This is a genomic window from Erythrobacteraceae bacterium WH01K, assembly GCA_027941995.1.
Lineage (GTDB): Bacteria > Pseudomonadota > Alphaproteobacteria > Sphingomonadales > Sphingomonadaceae > CAJXSN01.
Genome location: CP115966.1, coordinates 490,910 through 504,359, shown reverse-complemented (window position 1 = coordinate 504,359; position 13,450 = coordinate 490,910). Strand labels below are relative to the sequence as shown.

Annotated in this window: 18 protein-coding genes; 13 read left to right on the top strand and 5 right to left on the bottom strand. The window is 52.9% G+C overall.

What is annotated here, in order from left to right; all coding sequences use genetic code 11:
* Positions 1–6: 6 nt before the first annotated feature.
* Positions 7–198, bottom strand: a complete 192-nt coding sequence (locus tag PF049_02645; GenBank protein ID WBY17080.1) for an AlpA family phage regulatory protein — start codon at positions 196–198, stop codon at positions 7–9.
* A 559-nt stretch (positions 199–757) separates the two neighbouring features.
* Between PF049_02645 and PF049_02640 the strand changes: the two genes are divergently transcribed.
* From PF049_02640 to PF049_02585, 12 genes are all read left to right on the top strand, one after another.
* The gene (locus PF049_02640) at positions 758–1,321 is read left to right on the top strand and encodes a hypothetical protein (protein ID WBY17079.1); all 564 of its coding nucleotides are present in this window, start codon (positions 758–760) and stop codon (positions 1,319–1,321) included.
* 210 nt (positions 1,322–1,531) lie between these two features.
* Positions 1,532–2,017 (top strand): hypothetical protein, encoded by a 486-nt coding sequence (locus tag PF049_02635; protein ID WBY17078.1) that lies wholly within the window; start codon positions 1,532–1,534, stop codon positions 2,015–2,017.
* A gap of 189 nt (positions 2,018–2,206) precedes the next feature.
* On the top strand, positions 2,207–2,860 hold the full coding sequence (locus PF049_02630) for a DUF998 domain-containing protein (GenBank protein WBY17077.1): 654 nt from the start codon (positions 2,207–2,209) through the stop codon (positions 2,858–2,860).
* A 566-nt stretch (positions 2,861–3,426) separates the two neighbouring features.
* Positions 3,427–3,909, top strand: a complete 483-nt coding sequence (locus PF049_02625; GenBank protein WBY17076.1) for a hypothetical protein — start codon at positions 3,427–3,429, stop codon at positions 3,907–3,909.
* Positions 3,910–3,947: 38 nt separating this feature from the next.
* Positions 3,948–4,625 carry a YsnF/AvaK domain-containing protein gene (locus PF049_02620; GenBank protein WBY17075.1) on the top strand — a complete coding sequence of 226 codons (678 nt, stop codon included), beginning with the start codon at positions 3,948–3,950 and terminating at the stop codon, positions 4,623–4,625.
* Between the two features lie 106 nt (positions 4,626–4,731).
* A complete protein-coding gene (locus PF049_02615; protein ID WBY17074.1) occupies positions 4,732–5,145 on the top strand; it encodes a YsnF/AvaK domain-containing protein in 414 nt (137 codons plus the stop codon).
* A 375-nt stretch (positions 5,146–5,520) separates the two neighbouring features.
* Positions 5,521–6,225 carry a guanitoxin biosynthesis heme-dependent pre-guanitoxin N-hydroxylase GntA gene (gntA, locus tag PF049_02610; protein ID WBY17073.1) on the top strand — a complete coding sequence of 235 codons (705 nt, stop codon included), beginning with the start codon at positions 5,521–5,523 and terminating at the stop codon, positions 6,223–6,225.
* Positions 6,222–6,812 carry an urea carboxylase-associated family protein gene (locus tag PF049_02605; protein ID WBY17072.1) on the top strand — a complete coding sequence of 197 codons (591 nt, stop codon included), beginning with the start codon at positions 6,222–6,224 and terminating at the stop codon, positions 6,810–6,812. Before gntA ends, PF049_02605 begins: the two co-directional genes overlap by 4 nt.
* A 4-nt stretch (positions 6,813–6,816) precedes the next feature.
* On the top strand, positions 6,817–7,083 hold the full coding sequence (locus PF049_02600) for a hypothetical protein (protein ID WBY17071.1): 267 nt from the start codon (positions 6,817–6,819) through the stop codon (positions 7,081–7,083).
* Between the two features lie 2 nt (positions 7,084–7,085).
* On the top strand, positions 7,086–7,571 hold the full coding sequence (locus PF049_02595) for a hypothetical protein (GenBank protein ID WBY17070.1): 486 nt from the start codon (positions 7,086–7,088) through the stop codon (positions 7,569–7,571).
* 47 nt (positions 7,572–7,618) lie between these two features.
* A complete protein-coding gene (locus tag PF049_02590) occupies positions 7,619–7,846 on the top strand; it encodes a hypothetical protein (protein ID WBY17069.1) in 228 nt (75 codons plus the stop codon).
* Positions 7,847–7,936: 90 nt separating this feature from the next.
* Positions 7,937–8,458, top strand: a complete 522-nt coding sequence (locus PF049_02585) for a DUF421 domain-containing protein (GenBank protein WBY17068.1) — start codon at positions 7,937–7,939, stop codon at positions 8,456–8,458.
* A 367-nt stretch (positions 8,459–8,825) separates the two neighbouring features.
* Here the strand turns inward: PF049_02585 and PF049_02580 are convergent, their stop codons facing one another.
* The 4 genes from PF049_02580 to PF049_02565 all read right to left on the bottom strand — a co-directional run bounded on the left by PF049_02580 (position 8,826) and on the right by PF049_02565 (position 12,563).
* A complete protein-coding gene (locus PF049_02580; protein ID WBY17067.1) occupies positions 8,826–9,245 on the bottom strand; it encodes a PA2169 family four-helix-bundle protein in 420 nt (139 codons plus the stop codon).
* A gap of 173 nt (positions 9,246–9,418) precedes the next feature.
* The gene (locus PF049_02575; protein WBY17066.1) at positions 9,419–10,405 is read right to left on the bottom strand and encodes a L,D-transpeptidase; all 987 of its coding nucleotides are present in this window, start codon (positions 10,403–10,405) and stop codon (positions 9,419–9,421) included.
* A gap of 135 nt (positions 10,406–10,540) precedes the next feature.
* Entirely contained in the window at positions 10,541–11,542 is a 1,002-nt protein-coding gene (locus tag PF049_02570; protein WBY17065.1) for an endonuclease/exonuclease/phosphatase family protein, read from the bottom strand.
* Positions 11,543–11,828: 286 nt separating this feature from the next.
* Positions 11,829–12,563, bottom strand: a complete 735-nt coding sequence (locus PF049_02565) for an EcsC family protein (protein WBY17064.1) — start codon at positions 12,561–12,563, stop codon at positions 11,829–11,831.
* A 286-nt stretch (positions 12,564–12,849) separates the two neighbouring features.
* On the opposite strand from PF049_02565, the gene PF049_02560 reads away from it, so the two are divergent.
* Positions 12,850–13,098, top strand: a complete 249-nt coding sequence (locus PF049_02560) for a hypothetical protein (GenBank protein WBY17063.1) — start codon at positions 12,850–12,852, stop codon at positions 13,096–13,098.
* Positions 13,099–13,450 lie beyond the last annotated feature (352 nt).

The window sequence follows — 13,450 nt, the reverse complement described above, 5'->3', positions numbered from 1 at the left end:
GCGGGGTCAATAGCGGCGCAGAGGGAGAGCCTCGATCCAGTCATCGATATCTGTCGACCGCCAGCGGATACGTCCACCGCCAATGTCTATCGGATGAGGAAAGGCACCCTTGCGAATGCGTCGCCAAATTGTAGTTCGGCTGCGAATGCCGGTAAGGCGCATGACCTCATGGCAGGTTAGTAATTCGATATTCGACATGACAGATTCCTTTGCTTCAAGGTTCTGTCACCGTTGCCGCACTCCCCTGCGACGTTGGGTTGGTTCTCAAATTGCCGTTGCGGACCGTGCGATCAGATGTTCAACTCAGCGCCACCCTTGGCTTAGGTGACGTGAGGCAAACTATGCGAATCGCAAGAGTGTAGGAAAGAACAAAAAGAGATCAAATGTCGTTCCGTCTATGCATAGAGACCACTTCGGATGCTTTGGGATGCTATGAGACGCGAAAGAAATTCTGAGCAGCATTCAATCGCCCGAGAGTGAGTCAGCAATGCGCCCCAGTATCAGCCGTAGGGATGCCGAAAGTTAATCCCCGATAGCGGACATTTCACACGGTCGTTCCAGCCAAGGGACATGATGAAAAAAATCAGCAATCTTCGCTCTATTTAATCTCGACCAAAACTCGTTCTTTTTCCGGAGTCCATTGATTCGATTGCGATAACGCGGCATCAGCTTTTGTCTGGGATCGATTGACGAAAGCGCTTTGGAATAGGTGCGTGTGTGGGCGAACCAATAGCATAATGTTAGAAAGGAAATTCATTTGGCTGAGATACCTATTGAGAAAAAATCGGGCTTCCCTTGGTGGTTGCTGCTACTGTTAGCAGGGTTGTTGGTTGGCGGACTGATCTGGTGGCTTGCCGAAAAGGACGATAACGAACTTGTCGAAAACGATGTGGTCGCTGAAGATCAGGTTTCTGAAGAAGTCCCACTCATTGATGATGCACTGGATGGTGATCTAGGCGGCGGCGAGGCGATTACTGACTTGGCTGTAATCGCTTCGACATCAGACGGCTCGCTAAGCGGCCGGAATGTGGCGCTGAGCGGGGTCACTGCGGGCGAAGTTCCGTATGACGCAAGCTTCTGGGTGGTCAGTGAAACGGGCGAAAAGGTTTGGATAGTGCTTGATGAGGTTCGCACTCCAAACACACCGATCGAAGGCCGTGTTGATGTCGATCAAGGAGACATTGTCGATATCGTCGGCGTAGTGCGAAACGCTAGCGAAGGCGCTCCGCCTACTGCTGCAATGCCGGGGCCAACGCAGCCTCTTCCCGAAGGGATCGCCCATTTCATTCACGCCAGCCAGGTTACACAATCGGGCGAGTAACTTTTACAATCAGTACGATGAAATAGGGGGATGCAGCACGCTGCGTCTCCCTTTTTTCGTTGCAATAACGATGGGATTCCAATTCCAAAACCCTAACACTGAAGCTACTGGGCGCTTCCGCTTGGTGTAGTTCCTGCAAGATAGTTTTTGGAACCCTGTCCATGTAGGTTCATTGTTTCAATAACTATCATATCAAACAGGGAACTGATTATGAAACAAATTCTTGCTACAGCGGTCGCGCTCGGCCTCGGAATGGTGGCAATGCCAGCGGCGGCAGATCATCACATGAGCGGCAGTGACATCATGTTGAATGCCGACCAAAAATCGATGATGGAATCCTGGCCAGCGGATCGCAAAGCGACCTACAGCGCCTGGCCCGCAGAGGCACAGGCTTATTATTGGACATTATCTCCAGAACAACAGCAGGGCTGGTGGATGCTGGATAATCCCCAACGCGTCAGTATTGTGGGCATGAATGCTCAAGATCAAGCGACCACGTGGCGGACAATCAGCCAGCAAGTGCTCAATCGTGCCGGGCCTACGGCATCGTCTGCAACTTCGAGTATGTCGAATGGGAATATAAGGTTCGTTAGCGAGCCGATGATACAGCGGATTCCAGCGCCACATAATGGAGCTTATCCGCTATGCACGAATGGCCGAACGGACAATTGTATTAATCCGAGGGAAGCTCGTTAATCTAGGTGTGTAATCTCCCTTAGGACTAAACCCCTCAACCGGCGCGTCGGATTATGGATTTGTATTAACCTGCATCCCATTCTACGGCGCGCCGAATTGTGCGTCTGTTCTAGATACCGCCAAGATGCTAATCGCTAAGAACGTTAAAAAACTTAACTGACTGTCTGATCAGACACTCAAGGATATCGTATGATGGCGAACACTTCTGCATCAGCAGGATCTTCAATTCAGCGTAACACCACTGCTTTCGCCATTGGCGCATTTGTCTGGTTGGCAATTATCGCTGTGATCATCGTCGATTTAGTTTGGGGTCTGACGCACGACAATTATAGTTATGTTACCGACACGATAAGCGACCTAGCGGCGGGCTCTAATTCCATGACTATGGATGTCGCAATGAAGGTGTTCAGCTTCGCCATCATGCTGCTCAGTTTTGGACTTTACCATCTAGGCAGGGAACACGATGTATCCAGCAATCGGTGGTTGATTGGCTGCGCAATTTTAGTTCCATTAGCTATCGCTATCTACTTTATTGCCTCATTTGATGCGTATTCGAACGATACGTCAAGTCGAGCGCTAACGATCCACCGTTGGCTGACGTATGGCCTAGCCGCCGGTTTCCCTTTAATATGCTTTCTCATGTCACGGGGAATTGGCAAGTTTTCTAAAGCATTTGCAAGATACTCTCAGATCGCCGGGGTTTTGTGGATTATTACCGCGCCAATCTTCATGTTCTTGCCGACTGGCTATGATGGATTGTATGAGCGAATGCTCGCTGCCCAGCTCTTAATTTGGTTTGGCGGTGCTGCATGGTTGCTTATCCGACAGGATCAGGCGACATAATCTTTCGTATCTTTCTTCCAATTAATGAATGCGATTCTGCTGTTCGATCTATTCGGATCCTCGATTAACCTTAGTACCTTAGCGTAACTGCTCGGCCGCTTCCTCTTGCGCTTCGGCATTCGCATTAGGCGCAGCCAGCTAACACCGTGCTGATCGCCTTTGCTCCGCGCTTTTTCAAGCTGGCGGCGTTCCAGCTGGTCTATGCAGTGCGGGCGGTTGCGACGGTAGCGTTCGGCAAAATACGCGCGTACCGATGTAGACAGTCAATTTTTCCCTATGGGTTCCCAGCATTGTAGGCTGGCTTTGCCTTCCCCAGAAGGTGTCGGCATTTGGCTAAGCTTGACGACCGACTAACTATGGCGGCGAGTCAGTCGGTGAGGCGCTGAACGCAACTAAATTGGTTGGGGCTGACTGAGCGCTGAGCCCAAAGACCAAATGGCCTCCACCTGTTGATAATTGTAATCATGCGTTAATTTTCCGTGCAGATGCCGGAACAATTAATTTGCGCGCTCATTCTACCAGCATCGGCGGCTGCGTGATAGCCGCGCAAAAGGGGAGATGACATTATGGCTGAAATACCTATCGAAAAGAAATCTGGCCTCGGCTGGCTGTGGCTGTTGCTGGCTGCGTTGCTAATCGCGCTTTTGGCGTGGTGGCTGCTAAGCGACGATGATGAGGTCGATGGTTATGTTGAAAATGATACCGTCGCAATGGCCGATGCCAATGTAAACGATACGGTCGACGCTTTTATCATCGGTGAATCTGTCGATCTCGATGGCGCCCGTGTAACCGAACTGACGGGCGACATGTCGTTCATGATTGAAAGCGAAGGCCGCAGCGCATTCGTGGTGTTCAACCAAGAACCAACGCCGAACGACCCGACTGAAGGCGAATTTGATATCAACGTAGGCCAATTGGTCGATATCGATGGCCGCGTAATGTCCGCTGCCGATCCGCTACCCGAAGGTGTCGATGCGTCCATTCCAAGCGGGATGGACAGCTACATCTTTGCCGACAGTTTGGATGTCGAAAATCGGCCTGCAAACTGAAAAGCCGAATTCAACTCACATAGATAGAGGAATTTACGATGCAACATGACAAACGATATGAAGAACTGGACGAGCTCTCTAACTACGAACTCGTCAACGAAGACCAAGATATTCGCGGATATCCGTTGGTAAACGCAGCCGGTGAACGGTTTGGCGTAATCGACGATATGCTCGTTGGATCGGACCATGACGAGGTCGTAGCCATTCGTTTGGAAGACGGCCGCTGTTGCGCCGTTGAACCTTTGGTAATTCATGACAATGTCGTGGTCTATGGCGATGCTGCGGTAGCCCATGCAAAGGAAGGTGTTGCGACCGGCCATGTTGTGGAAAAGGAAGTCATCCCGATTGTTGAAGAGAAAGTCGAAATCGGCAAACGCGTGGCTGAAAATGGTCGCAACATCGGTGTCCGCACCCGCGTCGTATCCGACACAGTTACCGAAGACGTGACACTACGTGATGAGACTGTATCAGTCGAGAAGCGTGCGGTTGACAAGCGTGTCTCAGCTGAAGACGCCGATGCGCTGCTAAAGCGCGGCGAAGGCGTTGTCAGCATGACCGAGCATGACGAGAGACTCGTGGTTGCTAAGGATGCTGTCGTGACCGATGAAGTGGTCATTAAAAAGACCGCCGCAGACAAAACCGAACGTGTTGCGGAAACCGTCCGTAAGACTGAGGTTGATGTCGATGTAAACGAAAATGACAAGCGTCGCACATAAGCCGTGTTGACGTCGGACCATGCAACGGGCCGGAAGTTTTACCGAACTTCCGGCTCGTTTCGTTCGCCCAAGCGTCGCTTCCCCTAGCCCTCGAAAGATCCGAACCATGACTAATCCTAAAACGCCTGCTGATGGCCGAACCGTTAAGGAGCGCCGAATTCCGGTCATCGAAGAACGGATAGTAATCGACAAGGTGGTTCGCGAAGGTGATACGGTAAGTGTCCGCACAGACGTTGTGGAAGAAGAGGTTCCGATCCGTGAAACCCTGACGAAAAAAACTGTCGACGTCAGACGCATCCCGAAGAACGTGGTTATAACCGAAATGCCGGAAACGCGTGACGAGGGCGGCGTAACCATCGTTCCTGTTGTTGAGGAACGGCTGGTCGTAACAAAACAGCTCGTTCTAGTGGAGGAGATACACCTGCAACGCAGCACGACTGCTCGTGAAGTGGAGCAAACAGCAACCGTTCGCAAAACCATTGTGGATATCGATCGCAGGGATGCGTCCCTTCCGAAATAAACACCACGCGGTTTGCCGGAGAAATTCCTACGCCACCCGTCGAAGTGCAGAATTCGCATTCCTATATCTGCCTTGCTGGCACTTTCGCCCTGAGAGAGCCAAGCTACCGTTCAACGCTTAACTGGGCCGCTGCCGGTCCGGCTATCATCGTCTGCACGTTTTGATGCGCCGGGAGAGCGCGTTGATCAACCGGTGGTAGGGTCGGTTAGACTTGCGACCATTTCTCTCTTAACTCTCTCACAAAGCGGACTGTCTGCAGTCGGCCCACATCAAGCCGACGCTTGATGGCCAAAAGTGGGTGGAAAGCGGACGAAAAGGAAACCGACCATATGGTAATCTCTTGGAACCTCAGACGTAGAACTGCGCTACTATCTCATGCAGCAGACAACCTCCCAACCTGAAGGCCCAAACCAACTATGCGACGCTACCTTGGTGGATTCGTTGCTAAGACACGTCGATCAGCCAGAGTTTCCGTGTGTGGGCGCGAAATCAGCACTGGCCACCGAAAATCTACAAATCGAAACAGCCTGGCGCTTAACGAGCGCGTGGAATGACATACAGATACATGAGCGGTTGCTGGAATGGAGTGATGATTACGACGCTAACCCATCGGGATTGCGCAGTCTGGCAGTAGTTTTTGCAGGTCCACTGGATCTGGATGAGGAACAATTCGAAACGGCGATGTGGGAGAGGCTACAATCCTTCGCAGCAAAGGACGACTGGCGGGGTCAGCCTTATAATGAAAAGGTGAGCAGTGATCCAAGCGATCCGCATTTCTCACTGAGCTTTGGGAAGCAGGCTTACTTTGTTGTAGGCCTTCACCCCAACGCCTCGCGGAGTGCTCGGCGCACACCGTACCCCACTTTGGTTTTCAACCTGCATGATCAATTCGAGCAGTTGCGCGCATCCCAAAAATACGAGCGGATGCGGCAGGCAATACTCCATCGCGATGCAGAGCTCGACGGCTCGATAAATCCCATGCTCGCACGTCACGGCGAGGACAGTGAAGCGCGGCAATATAGCGGCCGAAGAGTTAGCGACGACTGGAAGTGCCCATTCTCTGACCCGAGGGACCAATGACGAAGCGCATCATGCCTAGAACTGGAGTGGCGATTGAGCTTGCAGAGGGGGACACACTCACTGTTATCGATCCAGAAGGTGGCCAAGTAAGCGATCTTCTCGCAGTTTCACGTTCGGACCCACGGGAAATTCTCTCCAATGGCCGCACCTTCGATTACGAAGAATCTATCAAGCTCAAGACCGGGTCGCAGCTATGGTCCAACCGATCAAACCCGATGCTGACTATTATCGAGGACACAGTAGGGACGCATGACTTCCTGCTGACGCCTTGCTCGAAGGCAACCTTCAAACACTTTTATCCGGACAAGTCGGTGCATCGCGGTTGCTTCGGAAACCTTGCCCAAGCCTTGGCTCCTTATGGCGTCAAACCGGACGATATTCCCACTGCCTTCAATGTGTTCATGCATGTACCCGTCAGGCTCGATGGACGTTTGTCCGTCGAGCCGCCGCTCAGCAAAGCGGGCGATCTCATCCGCTTTCGTTCGGAGATGGATCTCGTGGTGGGCCTCACTGCTTGTTCGGCCTACGCTTCAAACGGCGGGACTTTTAAGCCAATCGATTATTGCATCGAACGACGCGGGGATTAGGCGGATGCTCGACATTCTCCAATGGTACGGCGCTATAGCCGGGGTCATGGCTGCGCTGCTTGTCGCCTCAAACATCAGCCGCCAAGTGTCGGGCTGGGCGTTTGTGTTGTTCGTTACGTCTTCAATTGCCTTGATCGCCTGGGGTTTCTTAAGCGAGGATGCAGATGGCATCGGTTGGCAAAATATTTGCCTTCTCATCATCAATTTATGGGGCGTTTATCGCTATCTGATCCGCAAGGTCGAACCCAAAACCTTGGAGGACAGCGGTTGAGGATGTCCTATCTCGCGCCACTCTCCGCAATGGTTGTGCTGGCTTTCGGCGTAGCCGGGCATTTTGCTAGCGGGTCGATTTACTCAGGCCTGGAAGCGCGCGAACTGATCGACGCGCTCAGCAGGCCGGCGCTTTATCTCGGTAGCGCGATCGCGGCGAGCGCGGCGACTACCCTGGCGCTCATGCTGAACCTCCTTGGGATGGTCAGGCGGGCAGATGCAGATTTCGATGCTGCGATGTACAAGCGGGTCTACCGGATAAGCCTGCTCGGCGCCTGGCTTCTTGGCGGGGCAGTGGTCATGCTGCTATTAATGACGATGCCCATCGGCGAATTCGATGAAATACCAGAGGTCTGGTATCCGATACTCTACAAAGTCCTGTACTGGTGGGTAGTTATCCTCAGCACCCTATTGGTTGCTATGGTCACAATGTTGTTTTCCACTATCCGCGATTTGATCTCCAATATTACTCCGCATGATGACATATAAGCGGCGTCCGCTCGATAGGATCGTCGTTTTTTAAGCAAGAGCACTCGATGTTTACGCAGCTTCACACACCGATACCGGTTCACGTAATCGACAAGGGGTCTGGGATTGCATTCGCTGTCATTAACTACGGCATCGAGCACAACCTCATTTGGATCACCGCGCTGGACGAGAATGGCGAGATCTGGTGCGCCCCCAATCCCAAGGTCCGTGTCGCCGACAATTGGACTTTAGGCCGCAAGAAGGACGAAGTAATTGCGAAGAGCCCGGAGCGCTAGGCGCAAGCGGACCTAGTTTGAGAGTGTAGCAAGCGATCGTTAGCGCCGCTTTGGGAGACGGCCGACCCAGATCAAACGATGGAGACACCCATGTTTACGGAAATATCAACGCTCGACCTCGTCCTGCGAGGTCTCATTCTCACGGCCATCGGAATGGTCTGGATAGTGCTGCTTGTGCGGATTGTCGGCCTCCGGTCCTTTTCAAAGATGACCAATTTCGACTTTGTGATGACCGTTGCTATGGGCTCGTTGCTCGCGGGCTCGGGACGATCCACAGGCTGGGACGACTTCGCCCAAACATTGATCGCTATGGTAACACTCTTCGCGGTGCAATGGTTAGTCGCTCGCCTTCGTAAGTCTTCTGATCGCTTCGAGCGGTTAGTGCAGAACGAGCCAGTCATCCTCATGCGGGATGGTGTCTTCAACGAGACGGCGCTGAGTAAGACACGCGTTGCGAAGGACGACCTTATCGCCAAACTGCGTGAGGCGAACGTGTTGGCGATGGATCGGGTGCGGGCTGTTGTCCTCGAGACGACCGGAGACGTCTCCGTCCTGCACGGCGATGAGCTGGAAGATCTCTTGCTTACCGGCGTACGTCGTGAGAAACCTTGATCCAATCTAAGGGCTCGTTCGCTCACGCATCTTGCGCGTAGCACGACGGAGGGCACTGTCAGAGCAGATGCACCGCTATTTCCAAAATAGGTTAGAGCAAAATTCACGCGAAGAATGTTCGTTTCATGGACATCATTTGATCTAGTTTAGTTCCGCTTTAGGAACTGCCTTAAAGGTGCTAAATCTGTCGATGCGAACTGCAGCGAACCAAAGTGCGGTTAGTCGGACAGTACACTAAAATCCGTTCGTTCAAATTATTTTCGGTTCCGGCATTCGCCTTCCGATCAACGATCGACCTATGGATGTGTATTGAAGCAATAAGGGGCGCGCTTAAAGCACGCCCCTCAAATCGCTGGTTCAAATGATATTAGTCGTGCTGATGCTCAATCATGTCGCCGAACTTTTCGCCTTCGCAAACTTCAGAATAACACTGCTGGACGATCGTTCTTTCGCCGGCTTCGAGCTGATCGCTCTTAAGGGCACTCTCGAATTTGCTTTTTAGATAATCTTCGCCTTTTTCGACGCGCTCGGCAGCGGCCTCATCGCCGCTCTCGAACATGTCGGCGACACTGGCGAACATCTGATGAAGCTCTCCCGAGACTGTGCCCTTGGTGACCAGTTCATCACCTTGGCTCTGCAGCTGCGAATTCATTTGGCTTAACGTCGCCTCACGCTGGTTACAGCGCTGATTGAGCGCGTTCTTCAGCTGCGGACTGTCGGCCTTTTCTGCTGCTTTGCGATAACCCTCGACGGAGTCGAAAGTGGTATCAGTTAGCGACTTGAACACTGTACTAGTCATTGGTTCTATGTCCTTTTTTCGGAAGTTGAATGATCATAGAAACCCTTCAAGACCAATTACGCGCCTGACCATTTGGTGACATCAGGTTGAAGCGCGTCGAATTTGGGATGACTGGAGGAAAGTGACCGCGTTCAATCAACTGTTCGAGCAGAAGCCCCTACCTATTTGAAAACTACCTGTGTCTTTCCTGGCTGGACTGCCTTCGCCAATTCAGCGGCATCCCAATTGGTTAGTCGAACACACCCGTGGCTCGCGGTTTTGCCAATAGTGGAAGGATTTGGAGTTCCGTGAATGCCATAACCTTCTTTTCCAAGATCAATCCACGTCCCTCCTACTGGATTATTCGGACCCGCGGCAATCGAGAGTGGCTCATCGCCTCCCCAGCTTTGATCGGACGGGTCGAAGGTGTAGGTTGGAGCAGCGGCGATCACGTTCACTGTCATGGTGCCTGATGGGGAGGGGAACTCGCTGCTACCAACGGTGGCTGGATAGGATGCAATCAGTTTGTCATCGCTGTCATAGGCGCGAAGCTCGGACCCAGCCTTGTCGACTTCGATACGCGCGATCGAACCGGCAGCTTGCTCGTCACCACCGTCGATAACGAGAATTTTGGTCCCCGGTGCGTACATATCCGCTTTAGGATTAAGCGCATTCAGCAGGCCAGGCGTCATGCGAAATTTTTCGCTCAGCATCTCTTCAACACTGGAGTATCCAAGCCTATCGCGTTTAGACATGGCCTCCATCCCGCTGGGAACTGGCTTGAAAGGTCCTTCAAGATCATCGGAAGTGATCGTGTACTCGAACAGGATTCCGCTTCCCAGCTCTTCCGACAGCTTCTTCATCAAAACATCGTCGATCTTGCCGTCAGCGGTCAAACCGTTGGCCTCTTCGAAGGCCCTAATGGCGCGCTGCGTGTTTCCTCCGTCATAGGCATCGATTACACCGGGAGAATGGCGGCTTCGGTCAACCAGTACTTGCGCGATCAGGATTTCCCGCGAACGCGACCCTGAGAATGCCGACGCCGGAACGTCGCTGGTGATCTTTGTCATGGATGGCGAGGAATCGTCACTGGACTGTGCGGAAACTGTCGTTCCGGCGAGCGCAATCGCAGACATAGCAGTAAGATTACGGCGAACGAAAAAGGTCATTGGAATTTCCCAATTGGGTGCAATTTACGTGAGCATTGCTGGAAACTTATCATGCCCTTTAATCAGTCCTGCGTCAGAAATGTTCCGAGACTGCATTCATGATCATGAGAATGTCAGGAAACTTACCTATATTGCTTAATCGCTACGCAAACGCTCACTGGCCGTCACGATGGGTGAGCAGAGATAGGCCAGTAGGGCGCGATGGTCAGAACCATTGTCAGCCAGCACTTCAAAAGACTGCAAGCGAAGCTCGCCCTTCAACATGAGTTGATCCAACGGCCAGCCAGCAAAAAGCAAGTTCGCCGGAAATGTGGGATAGGTTCCGCGACCTATGCGGGGATCACGCCAGTCGCCTGTCGCGCGAAACTTCGATGTTGTGCGGGACCAGGGGACATCGTTGAAATCACCCATGACGAAGGCATCAGGTAGCCGATCGGGTGTCTGAACGCCGGCATTCACGATATTTTCGTCACGCCTTTCCGTGTTCCATCCGGGTAGCGGCGGTTTCGGGTGCAGGCCGATGAATTCAATCGGTTTCGCTCCGTCAGCCTGGAGGGTCGCATATAGCGTCGGTGTGTCTCTATGGGTGTTCTCAACCACACTGGACTTCAAGGTCGGCAGCCGCGTGGCGAACACCAATCCAAACGCTTCTGGTTGCGGGTGCCGGTCTACATGCTCATAAGCCGATAAGACGGGCTCCAGTTGATTGATCCACCGCGCATCCGTTTCCATCAAGAATAGGACATCGGGATCATGCTGTCGCACTTGTGCGATTATCTCGTCATATTGGTCGTTCTTGACCTTCACATTGACTGACATTGCGGAGAAGCACTTGCCGTCATCTGCTGGTGCGACTTCCTCTGCAAGCGCGAGCTGCGTATCGGCGAGAAAGGAATACGGCCAAATGCGCCAGACGTTGATGAGAATGACCAGCCCAAACATGGCGACTGCAGCCCAACGCCGAGCTCCGCCTATGAACAGCGCGAGAATTAGTAAGAGCGCAGCAATGTAAGACATTGGCTCACGCACGAGATCAACAGTCCTGATAAACCACGCGTCGCTTGGAATGAGAGAAACCAGAACCGCAATGAGCATGAGTGTCGCAACAACAATAAGAGCGGTGCCGAACTTCTTCACGATTGATTTCCCCTTTAGCCAGACAACCTTTCGGACGGTTGAGTTGTTCCGAATCTCGCTTTCGTAGCACTGCAAGGACGAGCGTTCCGGTGCAGTGAGATGCAAACGGTGTCAGATTTTCTTGGGCTAGGTGCGAAGTTGGATTGAAGTTGGAGCTACGGCCTAGAATGGCGGACGGTGACTGAGCTAAACTTTCAGTGAAGTATGCTCAAGCGGTTGCGGTCTTCCCTTGAGTAGGTCGCGCGAAAGCGACTTGAACAAATGACAACGATGCGAAAAAGATCACTCAGCTGGGCGCCTTCCCAATTGCGTTCAAACGCCTAGCCTGGAACGCGAACCGGGCAGCTTTACCGACGTCATTCTGGAACGACGAGTTCACCACGCCGCCTACTATCGATCCGATCATTGGAACGATCATGCCAGCTCGACTGCGGAAGCTTGCAAACGCAATAGCTCGCGACACGCGCTCGACCGCCTGGTCAACAATCGGGGTGATATGTTCGTGATCAGCGTGAATCAGTTGACCTTGATCGCCGATGCTTGCTTCTAAATCGGAAATACGCGCCTCACGTTCCTCGGGATCATCGAGCGCGGCTAGCTCCAAAACCTGTAGCCGAAACAACTTTTCAGCGGCACCTTCGCCTTCAAACCCGTAGGCGCGTCCGGTGTCCCGAATAGTGCGCAAGGCGATGCCGATGGTTGCAGGTATGTCCGCGCTCATCGAAAGCGCGCCGCCCAAACCTGCGGCTGCGCCAGTGGTCGCGCTAATGCTTCGCGCCGCTCGGGCTACTTTGTTAGCAGCACGGTGTGCAGCGGCGATGTCGGTTGTATCGTGATCGAAACGAACGAGCTGCGGCGCTGCAATCGCGCTGTCGAGACCTTTCAATACAGCTTCGACACAACCCTTCGGCACCACGGATGCTAGCGCTTTGCCAAATGGGTGGGTCAAACGCTCAATCCCTCGTCCAAGACGGGAGGGCTTGCTGTCGCGGAATTTCTGTTGGTCTTGCTGAATGTCCATGCCTCTTCAATGGCTGGATAGAAGGTGTGTTCCTTCAATCTTATGCCGAGATCGGCGATGCCAGAGCAATGGCGCCTTGCCTGCGCGGTTGTCCGCCAATGCTTCAATCCAATAGTGAGGCATGGGCGAGCAAGCCAGCCGGATTCGAGACGAGAATAGGCTTGCCCAAGCAATTGCCGAAGCTCCATCACATCGCTCTGAGACCAAGCCGGGTATGGATGGGCGATGCTCGCTTTTGACTAGCGCAATGCCCGCTTTTGAATAGTGACTGGATTAATCGGCTACGATGCCTCAAGCTAAAGGGCCACCGGTCAACGGTGGCCCTTCAACCTCGCTTCAAGCTGACGAAACAGCTGGGATCACAAACCAGAAATTGCCTTTTCTGGGGGCTTTTGTTTTGGTCTTGATCCTTGTTTCGGCCGTTCTGCTTGCGATCGGTCTGCTTTTGACCGGCCTGCTGTTCATTCTGTTTCTGGCCGCCTTGGTCGCGGTCCGGTTCATTTGGCTGTGCCATGATGGCATCCTCTCTTCGTAAGGCGCCCCAATCAAACGGAACGCCCAGTTAGCCTCCCATTCAAATAACGCTGAATTTTGACACTAGTTGCACCAACCGGGCGCTGGCATGCGACACTTTGTCGCAAGGTGATACGCGAGGAACAGGTGAGTGCCTCGGTAGGAGGTCATGCCATGTTCAACCTACCGTTCCCGCAACTGTCCGGAATTACCGAGCAAGGATTACTTGAAGCCAATTTCGGCGATTGGGTCGTTAGCTGACGGTTTGCTTCTGGCACATAGTTAGCTCTGGGAAAGCGTCACGAAGTGGGCGGAAAGCCGACGTGCGCGGGCCGCACTTCGGGGGCGATTTAGGCAAGCGTCCGATAGATCTC